This is a genomic window from Paenibacillus sp. SEL1 (assembly GCF_054602535.1).
The window spans coordinates 5,008,437-5,029,371 of sequence record NZ_CM137723.1 but is presented as its reverse complement, the minus strand read 5'-3'; the positions used below and the strand labels follow the sequence as shown (position 1 = coordinate 5,029,371).

General features: G+C 44.8%; 17 protein-coding genes and 1 pseudogene. 15 read left to right on the top strand and 3 right to left on the bottom strand.

What is annotated here, in order from left to right:
• The first annotated feature begins 40 nt into the window (after nucleotides 1-40).
• From ACYCSE_RS22915 to ACYCSE_RS22870, 10 genes are all read left to right on the top strand, one after another.
• Complete coding sequence (locus ACYCSE_RS22915) at nucleotides 41-898, top strand: GRP family sugar transporter (protein WP_459700086.1); 858 nt, start codon at nucleotides 41-43, stop codon at nucleotides 896-898.
• A gap of 119 nt (nucleotides 899-1,017) precedes the next feature.
• Nucleotides 1,018-2,073: a LacI family DNA-binding transcriptional regulator gene (locus tag ACYCSE_RS22910; protein ID WP_322172253.1), complete on the top strand. Its 1,056-nt coding sequence runs from the start codon at nucleotides 1,018-1,020 to the stop codon at nucleotides 2,071-2,073.
• Nucleotides 2,074-2,125: 52 nt separating this feature from the next.
• On the top strand, nucleotides 2,126-3,298 hold the full coding sequence (locus ACYCSE_RS22905; RefSeq protein WP_459700083.1) for a Gfo/Idh/MocA family protein: 1,173 nt from the start codon (nucleotides 2,126-2,128) through the stop codon (nucleotides 3,296-3,298).
• Nucleotides 3,299-3,334: 36 nt separating this feature from the next.
• On the top strand, nucleotides 3,335-4,063 hold the full coding sequence (locus ACYCSE_RS22900; RefSeq protein WP_459700081.1) for a ThuA domain-containing protein: 729 nt from the start codon (nucleotides 3,335-3,337) through the stop codon (nucleotides 4,061-4,063).
• Nucleotides 4,064-4,112: 49 nt separating this feature from the next.
• Nucleotides 4,113-5,219 (top strand): Gfo/Idh/MocA family protein, encoded by a 1,107-nt coding sequence (locus ACYCSE_RS22895; protein WP_459700079.1) that lies wholly within the window; start codon nucleotides 4,113-4,115, stop codon nucleotides 5,217-5,219.
• 299 nt (nucleotides 5,220-5,518) lie between these two features.
• The gene (locus ACYCSE_RS22890) at nucleotides 5,519-6,556 is read left to right on the top strand and encodes an aldo/keto reductase (RefSeq protein ID WP_459700076.1); all 1,038 of its coding nucleotides are present in this window, start codon (nucleotides 5,519-5,521) and stop codon (nucleotides 6,554-6,556) included.
• Nucleotides 6,557-6,655: 99 nt separating this feature from the next.
• Nucleotides 6,656-7,228, top strand: coding sequence for a TetR/AcrR family transcriptional regulator (locus tag ACYCSE_RS22885; protein WP_165176836.1), 573 nt, complete (start codon nucleotides 6,656-6,658; stop codon nucleotides 7,226-7,228).
• A 308-nt stretch (nucleotides 7,229-7,536) separates the two neighbouring features.
• Nucleotides 7,537-8,289 carry an SDR family NAD(P)-dependent oxidoreductase gene (locus ACYCSE_RS22880; RefSeq protein WP_459700074.1) on the top strand — a complete coding sequence of 251 codons (753 nt, stop codon included), beginning with the start codon at nucleotides 7,537-7,539 and terminating at the stop codon, nucleotides 8,287-8,289.
• A gap of 64 nt (nucleotides 8,290-8,353) precedes the next feature.
• A complete protein-coding gene (locus tag ACYCSE_RS22875; RefSeq protein ID WP_459700072.1) occupies nucleotides 8,354-8,674 on the top strand; it encodes a hypothetical protein in 321 nt (106 codons plus the stop codon).
• A 179-nt stretch (nucleotides 8,675-8,853) separates the two neighbouring features.
• Complete coding sequence (locus ACYCSE_RS22870) at nucleotides 8,854-9,852, top strand: NADP-dependent oxidoreductase (RefSeq protein WP_446674872.1); 999 nt, start codon at nucleotides 8,854-8,856, stop codon at nucleotides 9,850-9,852.
• 192 nt (nucleotides 9,853-10,044) lie between these two features.
• On the opposite strand, the gene ACYCSE_RS22865 is transcribed toward ACYCSE_RS22870, so the two are convergent.
• Together ACYCSE_RS22865 and uxuA are read right to left on the bottom strand one after the other, a co-directional pair.
• A complete protein-coding gene (locus ACYCSE_RS22865; RefSeq protein WP_459700070.1) occupies nucleotides 10,045-11,652 on the bottom strand; it encodes a mannitol dehydrogenase family protein in 1,608 nt (535 codons plus the stop codon).
• A complete protein-coding gene (gene uxuA / locus ACYCSE_RS22860; RefSeq protein ID WP_254328569.1) occupies nucleotides 11,653-12,729 on the bottom strand; it encodes a mannonate dehydratase in 1,077 nt (358 codons plus the stop codon).
• Between the two features lie 162 nt (nucleotides 12,730-12,891).
• Here uxuA and ACYCSE_RS22855 point away from each other — a divergent pair, with 162 nt between their 5' ends.
• The 5 genes and pseudogenes from ACYCSE_RS22855 (at nucleotide 12,892) to ppsA (ending at nucleotide 18,180) form a co-directional block, all read left to right on the top strand.
• Nucleotides 12,892-13,545, top strand: a complete 654-nt coding sequence (locus ACYCSE_RS22855) for a GntR family transcriptional regulator (protein ID WP_258296950.1) — start codon at nucleotides 12,892-12,894, stop codon at nucleotides 13,543-13,545.
• A 225-nt stretch (nucleotides 13,546-13,770) separates the two neighbouring features.
• Nucleotides 13,771-14,078 (top strand): annotated as a pseudogene (locus ACYCSE_RS22850) (DUF6597 domain-containing transcriptional factor); the annotation flags it as partial.
• A 63-nt stretch (nucleotides 14,079-14,141) separates the two neighbouring features.
• Nucleotides 14,142-14,543, top strand: a complete 402-nt coding sequence (locus tag ACYCSE_RS22845) for an AraC family transcriptional regulator (RefSeq protein WP_459702561.1) — start codon at nucleotides 14,142-14,144, stop codon at nucleotides 14,541-14,543.
• A 132-nt stretch (nucleotides 14,544-14,675) separates the two neighbouring features.
• Complete coding sequence (locus ACYCSE_RS22840; RefSeq protein WP_069289605.1) at nucleotides 14,676-15,053, top strand: VOC family protein; 378 nt, start codon at nucleotides 14,676-14,678, stop codon at nucleotides 15,051-15,053.
• Nucleotides 15,054-15,567: 514 nt separating this feature from the next.
• Nucleotides 15,568-18,180 (top strand): phosphoenolpyruvate synthase, encoded by a 2,613-nt coding sequence (gene ppsA, locus ACYCSE_RS22835; protein ID WP_459700066.1) that lies wholly within the window; start codon nucleotides 15,568-15,570, stop codon nucleotides 18,178-18,180.
• 326 nt (nucleotides 18,181-18,506) lie between these two features.
• Here the strand turns inward: ppsA and ACYCSE_RS22830 are convergent, their stop codons facing one another.
• Complete coding sequence (locus ACYCSE_RS22830; RefSeq protein WP_459700065.1) at nucleotides 18,507-20,672, bottom strand: amidase; 2,166 nt, start codon at nucleotides 20,670-20,672, stop codon at nucleotides 18,507-18,509.
• Nucleotides 20,673-20,935 lie beyond the last annotated feature (263 nt).

The window sequence follows — 20,935 nt, the reverse complement described above, 5'->3', positions numbered from 1 at the left end:
TTGTAGGAAGAGTACTTTTTACGGGAGGAGAATTCTGCACGTGGATTTCATTATTGCTTTTATTCCAGCCGTTGGCTGGGGAGTTATGCCGATATTGGCACATATAACAAAAGCCAGTCCCCGAGAACAGCTGACAGGTACCGTGATTGGTGCTGTGCTGTTTGCCCTGTGCTTGTATATCATTCACCCCACCTCATTAGCACCGATTCATTTTGTGGTAAGTTTTATATCTGGTATTTTCTGGGCTGCTGGACAATTGCTTCAGTTTCAAGCTTTTCAAAAAGTAAGCGTATCGATCGCCATTCCTGTGATTTGTGGTCTGCAGTTGATAGGGACGACGCTATTTGCCGCACTTATTTTGGGTGAATGGATAACAGGGTACCAATATGGGATAGGCGTTGGTTCTCTCCTGTGTATATTGGCAGGGGTTCTGTTAACCAGCTATCAGGGCAAGTCTGCTGGGTTGTCCAAGCCTTTGCCGGTACCCATTATCATAATGTTGGTTTGCTCGGGGTTAGCGTTAAGTAGTTATGTCGTTATTAATCAGTTCTTTCATATATCGGGACTATCCGTCATTCTGCCGCAATCGCTCGGTATGCTATGCTCAGCCATGGTCATGAATCTGAAGGGCAAAAAGCGGCTACGATTCTCTCTGGTGGTTCGCAATTTACCTACAGGATTGGTTTGGAGCATCGCGAATCTAGCATTATTTATTTCCAACGGGCTGATCGGCATGGCGGCTAGTTTTCCGATCTCTCAAGCGAGCATTGCGATTGCTTGTGTTGGCAGCATTTTAATATTTAAGGAAAAGAAGAGTCCAAAGGAATGGATAGGCATACTTGCGGGAATTACAGTACTTATGATTGGAGTAGGAATGATTAGTATGCTTAAGCCTTAAGGAATCGAGACCCTTTCCTTTGAGTAACGAAAAGAGCTTATCCATCCATGGGGTACGCTTTTTGGGGATTGACAGAGGTATGGCTGCATGAGAAAATGTACGCGCGTACATAAAATGATTTGGAGGTGGGTAATATCGTTTCGCGCAAGGAAGTAGCAGAACTTTCCGGCGTGTCTGAAGCGACGGTATCTCGGGTCTTGAATGCAGTAGGTCCTATCAAAGAGGATACGCGGAGAAGGGTTCTGGACGCAGCTAATCAGCTTGGATATGTACCCAGTGCGCTGGCTCGTAACTTTGCCCGAAGTAAGAGTGGCCATCTTGGTGTAGTTATGCCTTATGTCCCGAAGGCGCACCTGTTCTCAGCCTATTTTTTCTCTGAGATGCTGAGCGGTATCGGAAACAAGGCCAGAGACAGCGGGCTCGATCTGCTTCTATTGTTCCGAAAGCCGGGGGAACGTATTGATTACAGTAGTCTTTTCCGCCAGCAAAGAATCGATACCTGTATCATCCTTGGAGCCAGGGATGACCACGATGAGGAGGAAGCTCTAAAGAGACTTCAGGAAGAAGGACGTCCGTTCTGCGTCATGAATCACCATTTTGAAGGGCAATCGTTCTGTGAAGTGGATGCAGACCATGTAGAAGGCAGCCGGGCGGCTGTAAGTCACCTCATCGAGCAGGGATACAAGCGGATTGCCTTTCTCAACGGCCCGGACATCTATTCCAACAGTACTGAGCGATTGAAGGGTTACCGTACCGCGCTTCAGGAGGCCGGTATTGAATATGACCACGATCTACTTCTGGAAGGCAATTACAGCCGTCGAAGCGGGCTCGAAGCCTCAGCTACAATCGCAGACAAATTGAATGATATTGATGCTGTATTTGCGGCGAACGACCGGATGGCCCTCGGGGTAATGCAGGGTCTCCGTGAGCGCGGACTGGCAGCAGACCGGTTTCCGGCGTTTGTAGGCTATGACGATTCGGATGCGGCTGAGATGGCTGTTCCGCCGCTAAGCAGTGTCCGCGTACCTTTTTATGAGATGGGGGAGCTTGCAGCCTCGAAGCTTATACCCGATTCTCTGAATCTTATTCCAGCCCTGGAACTAACCGGGCGCGACTCGATAAGAGAACTCCTGTCCACAGAGCTGATTATCAGGGCGTCATCCATTCGTCCATAATACCATTCGTCAAAAATTCGTTGAAACTCAGACCCATAAGGAGGATCACGACATGTCTAATCGTCTTCGTATCGGAATGGTTGGCTACAAATTTATGGGCAAGGCTCACAGCAACGCTTACCGTAGTCTACCCATGTTCTTCCCAGATGCCCCGCTGCAGCCAGAGATGTCCGTTATCTGTGGACGCAACGAGCAGGGGGTTCAGGCAGCTGCCCGCCAGTACGGCTGGACCGAAAGTGTTACGGATTGGCGTGATCTAGTGAAACGTAACGATATTGACCTCATTGACATTAACGCCCCGAGTAATGCCCATAAGGAAATTGTCGTTGAGGCGGCCCTTCATGGCAAGCATCTGTTCTGTGAGAAGCCACTTGCGCTCTCGCTGGCGGATTCACGTGACATGCTGCAGGTAGCAGAGGAAGCAGGGGTCAGACATATGGTAGGCTTCAACTACCGTTTTTCTCCGGCTGTCCAGCTGGCTAAGCAGCTAGTCGAGAGCGGACGCCTAGGCAAAATTTATCATTTCCGTGCCTTCTTCCTTCAAGACTGGATCATGGACCCGTCCTTCCCCCTGGTATGGCGGCTGCAAAAAGAAGTGGCCGGTTCTGGCTCTCATGGTGATCTTGGCGCCCATCTAATTGATCTCGCTCGCTTCTTGGTCGGCGAGTTCCATGAAGTGATCGGTATGAGCGAGACATTCATCAAACAGCGCCCGTTGGCTTTGGAGATGAGCGGGTTAAGCTCCAAAAGGAACACTGAAGCAAATGCTCCGATGGGAGAAGTGACAGTCGATGATGCCACGTTGTTCCTGGCACGCTTCGCCGGAGGTGCGCTGGGCAGCTTCGAAGCCACACGTTTTGCTGCCGGACATCGGAGCACAAATTCATTCGAGATCAACGGTAGCCTAGGCAGTGTGCGGTTTGACTTTGAACGAATGAACGAACTGGAAGTGTATTTCACACAGGATGAGGAGGACGTTCAGGGCTTTCGTCGCGTACTCGCCACCGATCCGGCACACAAGTACTCCGAAGCCTGGTGGCCTGCAGGACATACGATTGGATTCGAACATACCTTCACCCATGAGATGCTTGAGATGTTGAGTGCCATCTCTGAAGGACGGCAACCGTCGCCGAATTTCCACGACGGTGTTGCTTGTCAGGCTGTGCTTGAAGCGGTAGAACGATCCATAGAGGAACGCCGCTGGGTATCCATTGAAGAAATGTAGTATAACAATACGTTCCGAAAGGTGAGTGGATTACAGATGCGCAAGGCACTGATTGTATGGGGTGGATGGAACGGACATGAGCCGGAGCAGGTCGCGGCCATTTTTGAACGCATTTTGAAGGAAGAGCAGTTCGAGGTGGAAGTGTCTAATACCCTGGAAGCCTACCAGGATGCTGAGAAACTGCTTCACCTGGACCTGATCGTTCCAATGTGGACCATGGGACAGATTGAGCAGGAACTGGTCAATAATGTTTCAGCTGCGGTTCTAAGCGGCGTAGGTCTCACAGGCTGCCATGGCGGCATGTGTGATGCCTTCCGGAACAACGTGGACTGGCAGTTTATGACAGGCGGGCAATGGGTTGCGCATCCCGGCAATGACGGCGTAGAGTACATGGTGAACATGAAGCGCGGCTCCAGCCCACTTCTAGACCATATTGAGGATTTTCAGGTCAAAAGCGAGCAGTATTACCTCCACGTAGACCCGGCAGTTGAAGTGCTGGCAACCACACGCTTTCCGATCGTACCAGGCCCCCATTCAGCCAATGGGCCAGTGGATATGCCCGTTGTATGGACGAAGCGCTGGGGGAACGGCCGCGTCTTCTACAATTCGCTGGGCCATCACGCAGATATCATAGATATGCCTCAAGTGACCGAGATGATGCGCAGCGGGTTTCTGTGGGCAGCAGCAGGCAAACAGGCGGTGGCCCCCCGGGGCAACTCTCTGGCAGAGGCTTATACAGGCATGACAGACAACCAACAGCGGTAATAAAAGAATGCCATTATCCATTTTTTCTGAAGAAGAAGGGAGTCTAGGCATGAACAAAATGAAAGTAGGCATTATCGGGTGTGGTAAAATTAGCGGAATTTACATGGAAAATTGCCATCGTTTCGACATTCTGGAGCTGTACGCAGTAGCGGATCTGGACCAAGGTCGGGCAGAGGAGCAGGCGGTAGCGTTCAACGTTCCGCATGTATATTCGGTAGATGAGATTTTGGCTGATCCGGAGATCGAACTCATCATTAATTTGACCATTCCGGGCGTTCACGCCGACGTATGTCTCAGAGCTCTTGAGGCAGGCAAGCATGTCTATGTGGAGAAGCCACTTGCCGTCACCCGTGAGCAGGGTCAGGCTGTCTTGGATCTTGCTTATCAAAAGGGACTGCTTGTCGGCTGCGCACCAGAGACCTTCTTCGGTTCCGGTATACAGACATCATTGAAGCTGATTGAAGACGGAGTCATTGGGAGTCCGGTAGCCGCTACGGCTTTCATGATGAGCCCTGGACATGAACATTGGCATCCTGATCCTGAATTTTATTATGCAGTCGGCGGCGGTCCAATGTTTGATATGGGCCCTTATTATTTGACGGCTTTGGTGCAATTGCTGGGTCCGATTGCTGCCATTTCGGGCATGACAGGCAAGGCGATGGATCAGCGAACGATTACGAGCGAGAAAAAGAGAGGTCAGACCATCCCGGTCGATATACCGACCCATGTGGCCGGATTGCTGCGCTTCAAGCAGGGGGCTGTCGGCACGCTCATTACCAGCTTTGACATCTTTGGTGGAAGCACTCTGCCACCGATCGAGGTATACGGCACTCAGGGCACGCTACAAGTGCCTGACCCGAACACGTTCGGAGGGCCAGTTCGCTACAGGCTGCTGGGCGAGCAAGAATGGACAGAGGTACCGCTGCTGCCGGGCTACCAGGAGAATACACGGGGCATCGGTGTTGCCGATATGGCCTACGCTATCCGCAGCGGACGGCCTCACCGCGCCAGTGGTGAATTGGCTTATCATGTGCTGGAGGCGATGTGGGCGTTCCACGATTCCTCCGATCAGCAGACCTTCTATCCAATGCAGAGCACATGTCTGCGCCCGGCGGCTTTACCGGAAAACCTGCCCTTGTATACGTTAGATGCGTAAACTAATGTAATTTTTACATCCAGCTTTGGATGTTCATTACTACTGAAAAGAAGACTTCAGCTCCGTTTTGACCGCGGCTTTGGAGTCTTCTTAGTTCATTTTCAGGAAGGATCTTAATTTCGGGCATAAAATCATTCTTTACCGATCATTCTAAACATGTTATATTGTTGGCGTAGGAGGAATATACGGATAAGAAGCCAAGAGTTATGAGGAGTGGTGTGAGATCTTGCCGTGGACTCTTCTACGAATATTAGAACGATCATTCTAATTATAGCAGATGGAGAAGGGATGGATTGAACATGGAATATCGTGTATTAGGAAATACAGGCCTTAAAATAAGCAGTTTTGCATTAGGTACAGGTACTTTTGGTTTTTGGGGCAACAATACGGAGAAAGAAGCTGCAGTCATGTTAGATGAGGCTTTGGCTGGAGGCATTAATCTGATCGATACAGCGGATGTCTATTCAAGTGGTCAATCCGAAGAAATTCTGGGTCACATCCTAAAAGGACGCAGACAGGATGTTATTCTGGCCACGAAAGGCGGAATGCCCATGGGCAGTGGGCTTAATCAATCCGGTAACTCGAAATATTGGATTAAGCGTGCAGTAGAGGGAAGCTTGAGAAGGTTGCAAACGGACTATATCGATTTGTATCAACTACATCAGCCAGATCTCCATACTGACATTGAAGAGAGTCTTGACGCACTTACGGACCTGGTTCGTGAAGGGAAGATTCGCTATATTGGTACATCCAATTTTCAGGCATGGCAAGTGACCGAAGCACAATGGACTAGCGAACGCAAAAATACCGCACGCTTTGTATCCGAGCAAGCCCCGTATTCCATATTGAATCGAAGCATCGAATTCGATTTGCTTGCTGCAACCGCTAAATACGGAATGGGCGTAATGGTTTGGAGCCCACTTTCGGGTGGTCTACTAACGGGAAAATACCGCTCGGGAGAAGCTGTTGCCCCAGATTCAAGAGCAGCAAGTTCTCTAGGGAAACTTTCAACTGTTGTAGATCCGAATCGAGAAGAAAATCGCATCAAGTTCGAAGCCGTTGCTAAGCTCCAAACCCTTGCAAATGAAGCAGGATTAACTTTGCCACATCTTGCCATGGCATTTACACAAGCTCATTCGTCAGTTACTTCTGCTATAGTGGGGGCAAGAACAATTGAGCAACTTCGTGAAACGTTAAAAGGCAGCGACATCCGATTAAGCACTGATATCCTGGATGCGATAGATGCTATCGTTCCGCCAGGAGTAACCCTGGATGCCCTGGAAAAAGGATGGACGCCTGATTGGTTACAAGCAGACAAACGAAGAATCCTGGGTTAAATATATAGATTGACCTCAACCTGTAATGTATTCACTTTTTTTAAATCTAGTTTGCCGATCCTTCACTACATTGTATAATGATTATTCGAGGTGATGACGATGGCAAGATCAAAAGAATTTGAAGTTAATGAAGTATTAGATAAAGCAATACACCTGTTTTGGGCACAAGGATATGAGAAAACTTCAATGCAAGATTTGGTTGAGTTTATGGGCATTCACCGAAGAAGTATCTATGATACCTTTGGGGATAAGCATGCCTTATTTATGAAAGCTCTCGAACGATATGAAACGAAGCAGACCAGCAAAATGAGGTTTCTGATTGAAAAACAAAAACCGATCAAAGAATTAATTCGGGAGTTGTTTGAGGCGACAGTAAGAAATGAAGGAGAACCTCTAGGGTGTTTTCTCGTGAATTCAGGTGTGGAACTCGGCGTGTTGGATCCTGAAGTTGCATCCTTAGTTGATGAGAGTTATTCGCGAACTGAGGAACTCTTGACTAACCTTGTTCTGAAGGGTCAACAATCGGGTGAGTTCAAGGCTGACTTGGATCCTGTAGTTATTTCTCATTATTTAATGAATGCGTGGTTAGGGCTACGTACGTTGGTTAAGACAACAACGGATCAGCAAAAATTAAAGAATATTATTGATATGACACTGACCGCTTTAGATTAAAAGTGGAATTACAGCATGACAGGCAAAAGGAGTCACCTAAATAGAGGGACTGTTTGTTTCCGTGATACAAGTTTTTTCTTGTCCCTCTAATGAAAGAAAGAACTTGTATCTTATGCCTCAAACAAGTCAAGGAATACCGCTCCAAAATTAAAATTTTAGTCATAAAAAAATTATTTACTGTTCATTCTAGAATTGATATGCTAATAGCAAGTTAGATCTAACTTTTTTACCCTAATAAGAATGATCGTTCTAAAATCATCTTTAAAACTCATTTACACTAATCTGCATGTTATGAAGGAGAGAATATTATGAAGTATACAGTTATTACAGGAGCAAGTTCAGGGATTGGATATGAAACGGCATTGGCGTTTGCTGCACGTGGCAAAAACTTAATCTTGGTAGCTAGAAGATTGGATAAATTAGAAGAACTCAAATCAGCAATTCTGGATATGGATCCTACTATAAATGTTATTGTTCGTACAAGTGACCTGTCTGTTACAGATCAGGCCTACACACTATATAACAATTTAAAGGAATACCAAATTGAGACCTGGATTAACAATGCGGGGCTTGGTGAAGCTTCTTTTGTAGCAGAACAGAATTTAGATAAAGTTGAAACTATGCTACGTGTTAACATTGAAACCGTGACGATCCTTTCTACACTATATGTACGAGATTATGCTGATGTAGAAGGAACTCAGTTAATTAACGTCTCATCCGCACTCGGATATGCCATTGCTGTTGGGAGTGTTGCTTATTCTGCATCTAAATATTACGTTAGTGCCTTCACAGAAGGCCTTGCAAAAGAACTAGAAATGAAAGGTGCAAAACTAAAAGCAAAGGTTTTAGCACCAGCTATAACGGAAACGGAATTCGGGAAGAAATCATTAGATACTGAAGAATTTGATTACAAAGCAAACATGCCTAAGTACCACACTGCCAAACAAATGGCGGGATTCATGGTGGATCTTTATGATAACAACGAAGTGGTAGGTTTTGTAGACCAGAACTATGATTTCAACCTGAGAGGCCAAATCTATCCAATCATTTCAGAATTTTAAATTCAATTCATATATCCGTGGAGATCCTGAACTTTATCGCTACCTTGTAACGGAATTAGCTCAATTGGATTTAGCTTACCTTCATGTTATGCATCTTGGAAATGAAAAGCTGCTCCAAGACATTCGCTCAATCTGGACGAATCCATTGTTAGTCAATCGTGCTGGACGAGCTCTGGAAGATCTTAGCTTGGATATAGAAAGTAGCCTTGCTGATTTGGTGCCTGTTGGTGTATGGTCATTAGCCAATCCAGATTTAGTGGAACGGCTTCAAAAAGGTGCGCAACTAAATGAAGCCGATCCGTCAACATTCTTTGGTTTGGGAAGTAAAGGTTACACGGATTATCCTACGATGGAAGAATTTGAATCGCAAGAGGGTCTACAATAACATAAAGGCTGAAACATGGCGTACAACTGAAAATTGTGCGCCACGTTTTTAGTCTAAGATGTTTGATGTTTTCAAAAAAACGCATTTAGTAAATAATGGTATAGCGAGCGGGTCAACCTAAAAACTCGATTGCGTTCATGGTTATGCTATCTCCAAATTAGCAAAGGAAGAGGATGAATATGAGAGCAGCACAAGTACAGAAATATTCAAAAATAATCCATGTGGAATTAAATGATGTAAACATACCACAGATCAATAGCCATGAGGTACTTGTCAAAGTAAAAGCTGCAGGTGTAAATCCACTGGACATTCTTAATCTGAATGGCAGTGTTCGGATGATTGCCGACTATAAGTTGCCATTAACTTTAGGGAATGAACTATCTGGGGTTATTGAAGCTGTTGGTGATGATGTTTTGAATTTTAAGGTTGGTGACCCTGTTTATACGAGGTTGCCGCTTAATAAAATCGGTGCTTTTGCTGAGTATGCGGCCGTAAATGAAGATGCTTTATCCATCATGCCTGAAAATCTATCTTTTATTGAAGCTGCTGCTGTACCCCTTACTGCCTTGACTGCTTATCAAGCATTGCACGATGTACTCCATGTCCAGCCGAATAAAAAGCTATTCATTCCTGGAGGAACCGGAGGATTTGGCGCTATGGCAATCCCCATTGCCAAATCACTGGGATTATTTGTTATTACAAGTGGAAGTGAAAGAGGCAGATCACGTATACTGTCGATCGGGGCTGATCAATTCATAAATTATAAGGCAGAGAATTATGCTAACATACTGTCCGATATCGATTATGTGATCGACACCTTGGGTACCAAAGAGATCAAAGCTGAACTGGGTATTTTAAAACCACAAGGGAAATTGGTATCATTGAAAGCCGGACCTAATTATCGCTTTGCGGTTGACAATCATTTTCCAATGTGGAAAAAAGCATTGTTTGGTCTAGTGGGTGCTCGCTTAGATTCTTTAGCACGTAAGAATCAAAATGAATATCGCTTTTTATTTGTGCAAGCCAATGGAAGTCAATTACAAGAAATCACTAAACTTGTTGAAAAAGAAAATATCAAGCCCTCTATAGATTCAACTTATACGTTTGATGACATTAACAAAGCGTTGATTAAAGTGTCAACGGGCCACTCCCAAGGTAAAGTGATTGTGACCTTCTAAGTAATATTACATTTTTCATGATACTAGAATGTTCATTCTACTATTTGTTTCTAAAACGTGCATTCTAGCGAGTTAAAAAACGGTATTCGCGGGTGAAGCAACCCGGGATTTGATTATTTAAAGAATTGGTTCTCATTAATGCAATCCCCCTGACTAGATTTTCTGACAGTGGGGATTGCATTAATGTAAGTTCTAGTTCACATACTTCTCTATCGTGCTTCGGACTGCTCCGGGACCTGCCAGCATTTCATGAAACATGGCTTCAATCTTGTCGCCCAGACCAATTTCATATAATCGGACACCGAACAGTTTGTCATCCTCGAGGAGGCAGCGAACCTCGGAGGTCTGATCGCCCAGCTTCGTATTCTGCAAATATCCCTGCAACGTATCCAGTAACGGGTCCGGACTGAGTGTGAAGGGTTCTCCTTGATCATCCACTCCCAGCAAATAGCGACACCAGATCGCAATGGTCAAGGGGATAGCAGTCAAGTTCGTAGGATCAAGCCCTGCTGTGCTAGCATAAGACTTTATGGTTTCCCCAAAACGGATGCTCATCTTTTGAGACGTATCTGTTGCAATCCGCTGTGGCGTATCCGGAATATAGGGATTGGCGAAGCGTTCCTGCAATACTTCGTCAATAAATGGTTTCGGTTCGATAATTCCGGGATCAATTACAACAGGTAAGCCTTCCTTGTAGCCGATGGTTTCCACCAGACGACGCAATGCCTGATCCTTCATTTCATCTGCGATGAGCTCGTACCCAAGCAGACACCCAGCGAGGGCCAGCGCTGTATGCAGCGGATTGAGACAAGTAGTGACTTTCATCTTCTCCACTTTGTCCACCGTATCCCGATTCGTGAAGATGATGCCAGCTTCCTCCAGTGCAGGTCTCCCGTTCGTAAACTTGTCTTCAATGACCAAATACTCGCTAACCTCAGCATTGACAAAGGGAGCCGTATACGTATGCCTAGAGGTAACGATCATCTCCATGTCAGCTAACCCCAGCTTCCGAAGAGCAGACTGTACTTGCAAGGAAGGGCGGGGTGTGATTTTGTCAATCATGGTCAAGGGGAAGGTTATTTTCTCCTCATTCTGCAGATAGTCTGCAAATCCTTCCTCTACCAGGCCTCTGCGAGCCCACTCCTTGGCGATGGCAATCATGCTATCCTTTAACAGATCACCGTTATGGGAGCAATTATCCATGCTCACAAAGGTCATTGGATGCCGCCCTCTCAGATAACGCTGATAGGCAAGCGAAGTAGCCAGGCTCATCACATGCATCGGCTGTTCAGGACCATTCGTCAAATCCCTCTGCACAACAGCCAGATACTTGCCGTCGGGCCCGGTCAGGGCGTATCCTTTTTCCGTGACAGTAAAGCTGGCCATCTGCAGGGACGGATTCTCAAATATTTCAATCAGACGGAGGTAGTCGTCTGGACGATTTTGCTCTGCTGCGAGTCCCTCAACAATGCTTGCGACCACGCTCTTGTGAAATCTTCCGTCTGCACTCATCAACACCAGTAAGGTTAGATTGTCGTAAGGCTTATAAGCTTTGTCGATCATTTCAAAATCAAAGGCTTCGGCCGCAATAATACCTGTATCCGCTTTCAAGTTATTCAGCAGTTGTTGCTGCGCATTGGCTATCAACCCACGAAAAATATTGCCTGCGCCGAAATGCACCCATTGCGGTCTAACTCGGGTGTTATTGGCTACAAGCTCCAGATCATATTTCGGCAGTTCAATGCCTGCTGCTCGCCAGGCCGCTTTGTCTGAAAGGCCTTTCCGGTCAAGTTGGAGCATTTATTTCACTCCTTTGCCTTGAGAGAGACTATCCCAGACACCAAGCAAGTACATAACCCCCAGTGCACGGTCATACAAACCGTAGCCAGGTCGACAATTCTTTTCTTCACCCCATAGATGTCTGCCGTGATCCGGGCGCACATATCCCTGATAGCCGTTCTCGTGATAAGCTCTAACTACTTCCGGTACATCGACGCTTCCGTCCTTCCCGCGGTGTGACACTTCAATAAAGTCGCCATTCTCAAACACCTTGATATTACGAATATGCGCAAAATGAATACGATCATGAAACTCTCGAATCATAGTTGGCAAATCATTCTCAGGATTGCTCCCCAGTGACCCGGTGCAGAAGGTAAGACCATTATATGGGCTGTTCACTGCATCTAGGATGCGCTGGATGGTCTCACGACTACGGACAATTCTCGGCAATCCGAAGATGGGCCATGCCGGATCATCAGGATGAATGGCCATCTTGATGTCAACCTCTTCGCAGACCGGGATGATGCGCTCAAGAAAATACTTCAGGTTGTCAAACAACTTGTCTTCTGTGACATCCGCATAAGCAGCAAAAAGTTCATCCAGTCTCGCCAACCGTTCCGGTTCCCAGCCAGGCATGGTGAACTTCCCAGCTCCCTTGAGAATCCGATCCACCATTTGGCGGGGATCATCGGTAATGGCAGCCTTTTCATAAAAGAGGGCATTGGACCCGTCAGGCAGTTCCTTGTACAGCTCTGTTCTGGTCCAGTCAAAGACAGGCATAAAGTTATAGCAAATCACCTTAACTCCCACTTTGGCTAATTTTCGAATGGTGTCAATATAAATGTCAATATATTGATCGCGGGATGGTAGGCCGATTTTGATATCATCGTGGACATTTACACTTTCTACGACCGCCGTACTAAAGCCCTTGCTCGTAATCTGATCAGCTACCTCCTGAATTCGCTCCATTTCCCATACTTCACCGGCTACCTTATCATGTAAAGACCAGACAATGCCCATAACTCCCGGAATTTGCCGGATATGATCCAGTGTAATATTGTCGTTGCCTTCCCCATACCATCTCCAGGTCATATTCATAACGATACCTCCCTGATTATATTCCATCTGTCTTGTATACAAGATTGAGTTGATCATAAATTATAGGGTTTGTTCTTGTCAATGATAATCTCAGAGGAGTCCGTCACCTCAAAATGCTTTATAATAAGTCTACTAGATTTATAAAGTGAAGGTAGGAATGATATGTTTACAAAAGAAGAAATCATGCAACTGTTGAAAAAAGATATTTTGTCACTGACCTTAAAGCCGGGTACTCTTCTCAGCGAGACGACTTTGTCAGAACGCTTCCAGCTGTCCAGAACTCCGCTACGCGATGTATTGAAGTGGCTTGCGCTTGAGTCCTACATTGATATTTATCCCAAGAAGGGGAACATTGTGTCCTATATTGATCTGGAGTCCGTTGAACAAATTATTTACTTAAGAAGCGCATTGGAAAAGGAGATTATGAAGGAGCTTTCTTCGCAAATTGCATTAAGTGATGTACAGAAGCTGAGCGATATTCTGGACAGACAGAGAGCTGTGATTGAAGAAGATCATGCTACGGATCAATTCCTCAGTTTGGATGATCAGTTCCACCAAACCATGTTCCAATTGGTGGGGCGGGGGTTTCTTTGGCAGCTCATTCAGCAGTCGAATGTTCACTATATCAGATATCGCAAGCTTCATATGCTGGAAACAGGGAAGCTGATGGGCATCTGGCATGAGCATCAAGCTATGCTTGAATACATGCTGAATAAGGAAACAACTAAAATGGATGATCTGGTTCATCATCATCTCAGAGAGGATATCCATTCGCTCGATTTTCTTCGGAAGTTCGCTGATTATATCAAGAAATAAGGCAGCTAGCTCAAATTAACATGTACAGGAGTTTTCACCCTTGTATACATGTCAGGTGAAATCCTCCTTGAATACACTCATGGAATAATGTGACAGCTTAATCAAATTTATCGTAAATAGGACTGCAGACTCTCCTAGGAACCAACTATGAGGTAACTTAAAAAGAGGCCAGATACCTGAAAATGCTTGATATTACTAGTTAAACTTGATTAAGGAGGGATCTAGATGACTCATTCATTCCATCCCGTCCACTCCCCCAAATTGCAACCGGAGCTACAACAGCCATGGTATAACTGCCGGGAGTATCCAGTGAGTCCTCAATTGGAATCACATGTGGCTTCCTTTTGGACAATGGATTATCGTCCTGTTCCAGACAAGCTTTGGCATCGAGTTATACCGGATGGCTGTGTCGATATTGTCGTGAATCTTCTTTCTCCATTAGCCGAAAGGCTGCCTACGTTGTGGGTCCTACAACTCGATCAGAATTACTGCAGTTCTCTGAACCTCGTTCACTATTTGGTATTCGGATATATTCGGAATCAGCTCGTTCTATTCTTAAGACACCTCTTTCGGCGTTTAAGGGACAGCGTATCTACTTGGATGATGTATTGGGTTTAGAAGAAATGTATTGGGTAGAAGAAATCTTATCAGCCACTACGATCTCCGAAATTCTTGCGGTTGCTGAACATCATTTGGTCCGAATGCTGGCGACTAGCGATATGGCAATTCCTCCACTTGTGTATCAAAGCTTGCAGATTATTTATGGCCGAAAAGGGAATTTATCCGTAACGAATTTGGCCAATCAAGTTCACTTTAGTGAACGGCATCTTAGAAGGGTATTTGATCAGGAGCTGGGCTTAAGTCCGAAGGAGATGCTTGGAATAATCCGGTTTCAAAGCACGCTGCAAGATTTTTTTCAGGGCGGTTATTCCAGTTTAGTGGATCTTTCGCTCAAATACGGCTATTACGATGAGTCACATTTTACCAATACATTTTAAGCAATATTATGGATTGTCTCTTAAAAGCTTGATAAATAAGAGACGAAAGAGTCCGATTTTTCCTATTTAACAGTCTATATGATCGATACAATGGAGGTGAATAATCATACCACTGGATAGGAGTTGTGAAGCATGGCAGTTAAGTTAAAAAGATTATCGATTTTCGTAAAAGAGATGAAGAGGTCCTTGGACTTTTATCGGACATTAGGCTTAGAAATACCGGAAAGGGTAAATGAAGAACATCATATAGAAGTAGCATACAACGATGTTATTCTTTCTTTTGATACTTGGGAATCGGCACAGATGATTCTAGGCGATCAGCAGAAGCCTGCCGGTTATCGGATGGAGATCGCTTTCCAGTTTGACAGTAAGGAAGCGCTGGATGAATCGTATAGCCGATTGACAGTACAGGGATATGAGGGGCATTTTGAACCGAACGATACACCTTGGGGCGAGCGTTATGCGATCATAAAGGACCCTGATGGCAATTTGATCAGTTTGGTCGCTTGATTTGGTTTAAAATTACGGCAGCCGCACACAACGATCGGCTGCCGTTTTTTTCAATTAACGGGCAAATAGTTCGAACAAATTTAAAAAATACTCTTTTCTTTTGACTCAATAAAGGGGTAACGGGATGAAGTTGAGAAGTAACGGAAAAAATATAAGAGGTTCACTATACGTGCTACGTTCGCTGAACTAACGGGCAGGTAGCTCAATAAGAACCTGACGCCACTTCAGTTTCTTTAGGCTGCATAGAACCGATATGGAACTATGCAGTAACTGAGTTCAGCTCGAGCCACGGTTTTTGAATTTGACTAATGATAGTGGAAAATCAAAAAAAGAACCTGGATAGTTTTATCAGGTTCTTTTATATTGCATATAAAACAGACACGATGATATAATTAGATTGTGATTTATTAATTTAAGTGTTCATAAATATCACATCTTACACTTTAACTTTACCATGCCGCTAAACTCTTGTCAAATGTTTTTTTCTCAATTTAATAGTTAGGAGAGATATTGAATGAGTTCTTTGGTTATCGGTTTTCAGGAAATGGAAAAAACGCAGTTTTTGCTCGTTGGCGGAAAAGGGTTGAATTTAGGGGAACTATCAAAAATTGAAGGAATACATGTACCAGAAGGATTTTGTGTTACAACAGTGGGGTATCAAAAAGCCATCGAACAAAAAGAAACGTATTATGCATTGTTGGATCGACTAACAAGGCTAAAAGCAGAAGATCGTGCTCAAATTGGTGAAATCAGCAGGCAGATTCGACAAATCATTATGGAAGTAGAAGTTCCTGCCGATGTTGTGGAAGCAGTTACTCACTATCTCTCCCGGTTTGGAGAAGAACATGCTTACGCAGTGCGTTCCAGTGCGACTGCTGAAGATTTGCCACATGCCTCTTTTGCTGGTCAACAAGACACCTATTTAAATATCATCGGCAAAGAAGCAATCTTGCAGCATATCAGCAAATGTTGGGCTTCCCTATTTACGGATCGCGCGGTTATCTATCGTATGCAAAATGGATTTGACCACAGTCAAGTCTATTTATCCGTTATTGTTCAAAGGATGGTTTTCCCGCAGGCTTCAGGAATTTTATTTACCGCTGATCCGATTACATCCAACCGGAAGCTGCTATCGATCGATGCTAGTTTTGGACTTGGAGAAGCATTGGTCTCTGGCTTGGTCTCTGCCGATTGTTATAAAGTACAGGAAGAGGCAATCGTCGATAAGATGATAGGAACCAAAAAATTGGCTATCTATGGACGAAAAGAAGGCGGAACAGAGACAAAGCAGATCGAGCCTGATCAGCAAAAGACTCAAACCCTTACTGAACAACAAATTTTGCAACTGGCACGTATCGGAAGACATATCGAGGCTCATTTTGGTTGCCCACAAGATATCGAATGGTGTTTGGCCAATGATACTTTTTATATAGTCCAGAGTCGTCCAATCACGACTTTATACCCGATCCCTGAAGCAAATGATCAGGAAAATCACGTTTATGTATCTGTCGGTCATCAACAAATGATGACTGACCCGATAAAACCATTGGGATTGTCTTTTTACCTGTTAATAACTCCTGCACCCATGCGTATAGCCGGTGGAAGGTTGTTTGTTGATGTTACACATATGCTGGCTTCACCTGTCAGCAGAGAAACTTTCTTAAATACCCTGGGACAATCTGATCCGCTCATAAAAGACGCATTTATGACCCTAATAGAGCGAGATTTTATAAAATCGTTACCAGATGATAGAACAGAACGGAGTCCCGGTAATAGCAGTAAAGGTAGGTCGTCTGCAGGTTTTCAAGCACAAATCGAAAACGATCCGACAATCGTTTCTGATTTGATTAAGAACAGTCAAACATCGATAGAAAAATTAAAACAAAACATCCAAACGAAATCAGGAGCAGATTTATTTGATTTTATTCTGGAAGATCTCCAAGAATTAAAGAAGATCTTATTTGACCCACAAAGTTCAAAGGTTTTTATGACTGCTATGAATGCTTCGTCATGGATCAATGAAAAAATGTACGAGTGGTTAGGTGAAAAAAACGCAGCAGATACGCTTTCTCAATCTGTACCAAACAACATTACTTCGGAAATGGGTCTGGCGCTATTGGATGTCGCAGATACGATTCGTCCTTATCCAGAGGTAATTGATTATTTACAACATGTAAAAGATGATAATTTTTTGGATGAACTGGTTAAGTTGGATGGTGGACAGGAAACTCAAGACGCTATCTATGCTTATCTCAACAAATACGGAATGCGATGTGCCGGTGAAATCGATATTTCGAGAACTCGTTGGAGTGAAAAACCAATTATACTTGTCCCCATGATTCTCAGTAATATCAAAAACTTTGAGCCTAATGCTGGCTATTGGAAATTTGAGCAGGGGCGACAGGAGGCTTTGAAAAAAGAACAAGAGTTATTAGATCGATTGAAGCAATTACCGGATGGTGAACAAAAAGCCAAAGAAACAAAACGAATGATCGACCTGATCAGGAATTTCATCGGTTATCGTGAATATCCCAAATACGGCATGGTTAATCGCTACTTCGTTTATAAGCAGGCTTTACTAAAAGAAGCCGAACAACTCGTACAAGCTGGTGTTATTCACGAGAAAGAAGATATATACGATCTCACTTTTGAAGAACTTCACGAAGTCGTACGCACAAATAAACTGGATTATCAGATCATCCGTAAACGAAAAGACGACTATAAATTATATGAAAAACTAACTCCCCCGCGTGTAATCACGTCTGATGGTGAAATCATTGCGGGTGAGTACAATCGAGAAAATCTCCCAGCCGAAGCGCTTGTAGGTCTGCCTGTTTCTACCGGAGTTATAGAGGGACGAGCACGTGTCATCTTAAACATGGAAGATGCTGATCTGGAAGATGGAGATATATTAGTCACCGCCTTTACTGACCCCAGCTGGACACCATTGTTTGTATCCATAAAAGGCCTAGTCACCGAAGTTGGTGGACTGATGACTCATGGAGCCGTTATCGCACGTGAATATGGCTTACCCGCAGTTGTCGGAGTGGAGAATGCTACCAAACTGATAAAAGATGGGCAACGAATTCGTGTGCATGGAACAGAAGGGTATATCGAAATATTGTAATGGCTGAATGCGCTAAGTAATAGCCTCTGTCATAATGGACAGTATTAAATGCATCCTGTCATGGATAAAAGGGCGGTTACCCTGTTCGTCCTTTTATCCATGACACAAAATGATGATTTATACATAGCTGACCCGATAATCTAAATCTCTTTTCCTTTACGGCAATAGGTACAAGTCCTTTTCCTCGACAGTATCAGGTGTTAAATACCCAAGTGTGCCCTCAGAGTCGAACCCGCATATTCGCTTCTGAACAAGCCTTTTTCAACCAACTAATGATAATCTTACGGTCAGGGAACCCACAATTATAGTCAGTTCTATGATGTCCTTTATCGTTGGGGTAAAGTGACAGACTTGACTTGAGCAGAGGTATTTCCGTAAATATCCTTGGCCAGCACGAGAATATGCAGCGTATCAGCTTGGGAGGCACCATCCTGTTTGTATTTAGTAGTTGGAAGCGTTGCTGACCAATTGGCTTTATCTTCTGTAAAAACGACACGAATGCCATTGACATAAACTTTAAGCTGCGCGATATCACTTTGATCTGTGACTGAACCTTCCAAAGCGAGAACATCATCCGTGATTGAAGCATTCAACTTAAGTACAGGGGTTCCTGTTTCCTTGCGTTTAGAGGGTGGGAGAGTGGTTTGCGGGTTATAGGAAAAGGTTTCATCCTCAAGCGTTGGCGTACGTGCTGCAATAGGACGGTTTTTGGTCGCCTGCTCATAGGAATAAGCGTAACGAAGCAGGTCATTATCGCTGTATGCGGCACCTGCCATCGTCAGATTAACCGGCATACCGGTATCCTTCATAGCGCCCATACTCACAGACACACTTGGGATCCCGTACTCGCGTAGAATGAAATTCGTATTGGAGAAATAGTTGCCATTCTCCCAAGCCTCCTCGTAGGACGTTTCATTCACATCGGAGTCAGCTTTGCCGATATTCGAATTTGCCGGGAATGCAATAAAATCAAGGTTGTTTTGCTTCATCCAATCTTCAAAATCAATCTTTCGTACATTTTCAAGCCCCCTCAGACCTTCCTGAAACTGAGGAATTTGTTCGTAAGGGGTGACGCCTTTCTTTATGGTTTCAATGAATACGTCATAGTGGCCAAGGTCTCTGCCACGTTTGGCATCTACCGAACCGGGCGGATTCGGGAAGACGGTTGCAGGGTCAATATTTGCCCATGACGGGAAATTTGGATCGCCCACACTTTTAAGGAATTCCTCAGCTGCATAAGGATTAAGCAACCCGAATTCCTTTTCAGCCCACTTTGCCGGCATCAAACCACGCTCTTCAGGTGTTTTCGCTGTTGGCCGGTCTTTCTCGCTATTCGCCTGCAAGGGGAAGTCAACTTCCACAACCTCAGCTCCAAGAGCAGTTAAATCCTTAACAGCTTTTTCCCATAATGCCTGTATCGAAGGTCTGAATTTGATCGGAGTTGTGGTTTCATGGTCCTTACCGATATAAATTTTCGGAACGCCAATGCGTTTGCCTTTCAAAGCTTGAATGTCTCGCAGCTCTAAATAGGATTTGGGACGGACACTGTTGACAGAAGGGAGCCGAACGGATTTCTGCTCTCGCCAGAAATCGCCCTTGGTGATCTTATCTTCTACAACGATCACGTCAAGCAAGCGGAGCATGTCCTCGACAGTCCTCGTATGTGGGACAACGACATCACGTATAGGGAAGAGCGGCCAATTCCCCCGAATGGAGATTAGGCCCCGCGATGGGGTGTAGGCAATTAAACCATTGTTAGATGCCGGTGATCTTCCAGAGGATACCGTTTCTTCCCCCATACCGAAGGCAGCGAGGTTGGCGGCTGTTGATACGCCAGATCCGTTAGAGGAGCCAGAGTACCAGGCTGCAGCCAAATAATCTGGGTTGTACGGACTTTCAGCACGGCCATAAACGCCTCTTTGCATTCCCCCTGCTGCCATTGGCGGCATATTGGTTTTACCAATGAGCACCCCACCGGATTTGCGTATTTTTTCTACTGTAAAGGCATCGTCCTTTGCCATCAGGTTTTTGAAAGCCGGAGATCCAGAAGCGACAGTGAGTCCCTTAACCTTGTAGCTGTCTTTAACCGTGTAGGGGATGCCTTGCAGAGGACCAGTCTTAATACCTTGTGCCCTTAGTTGATCAGCTTGAGCAGCTTCTTTTAGTACGTCGGGGTTCAGAATAGGGATGGAATTCAGTCGAATGCCACTAGAATCATAGGCATATACCCGGTTAAGGTACAGAGCAGTGAGCTCGACACTTGACAGTGCCCCTGACTTCATCGCTTCCTGCATTTGAGCAATCGTAGCCTCTTGCAATTGAAATGTAACTAGGGAAGAGGCGGGTTCACTAGTTTTACTAGAGGATGAGGGTGAAGGAGTGGCGGATGCAAGCGGGCATCCCGTGAAAGTTAAAATGATACCAACTGTGATCCATTTGCAATAGTTACCGATTACATTCCTTGTATTCGCTTTTAGCGTTCGTGCGCACATAGCATTTTCACTCCTTAAATTAGGTAGGATCAGGAATTTAAAAAGAGGGGGATGAGAAAGGCCCTTTTACAGTATAAATGTTTCTAATTATATTACTTATTTTCATATGAAATGCCAATTTTTGTAATGAGAAACACAAGGAAATTCGCTACTTTTAATGTGAAATCTAGTAATTCATGATTCAGATTGTTGCATCATCGCTGAAGACAAAAATCAATCTCCTCCGAAAAAGAATTTTATATTTCGTTTAATCCCAGAGGAAG